The organism is Pseudomonas sp. HP_14, from assembly GCF_055283875.1.
Window position 1 is genome coordinate 1 of the sequence record NZ_JBTOQI010000032.1, and the last position, 649, is coordinate 649.

Below are 649 nucleotides of genomic sequence, written 5' to 3' on the forward strand. Positions count from 1 at the left end.
CGTCGCCAGGCGCGTATTTCCTGCACAAGGCCAGGAAATCATCAATCTGGTCTTTTGGCAGGAACACCTGGACGTACAAATAGTTTTCCCAAAAAGGGAGGTCCGGGTTGTGATGGCGCTCAAGCACCACCAAACCGCGCTTCCTGTCAGTAAAAATAATTTGGGGACGGTCCCAGGTAAACAGCTTCCAACTTACATCGTTTTCCCACGTCATCAGCCTCATTGCAGCGAGGATAACCATGCCTCCGATCCCTGTTATAGCCCATATGAGACCTGGGGCGATTGCAATCATCGTGATGACACAGACTATTGCAAATACCGCCAAGCCCTTGAAGAAGTACTTTGTGGCTTGAAAATAGTCCTCCCAAAATTCAACAAAGCCGCCTTCGCTGGAAATTGTGTAATTCCAGACGGTCTTCTTTCTGGCCGCCCACCAAACAAGAGTCCCGACCAAAGGAAAAGAGGTGCCTGAAACTACAAAAAACTCACGAGTAAGTGACTCCTCCATAAAAAAATATATCCACAAGTAGATACTCCAACCGATTAAAGCTAAGGAGCCGAACCCCACGTCGGCCGGAAATATCCAGTGAGAATGGGCTTTAATCCTCCATTCCATAAGGGGTGGTACTTTGACGATTGAAGCAATTGC

At 47.9% G+C, this 649-nt stretch carries 1 pseudogene; it reads right to left on the reverse strand.

The features are described 5' to 3' along the window. Positions 1 to 508: pseudogene (locus tag ACYASS_RS17680) on the reverse strand (hypothetical protein); the annotation flags it as partial. Positions 509 to 649 lie beyond the last annotated feature (141 nt).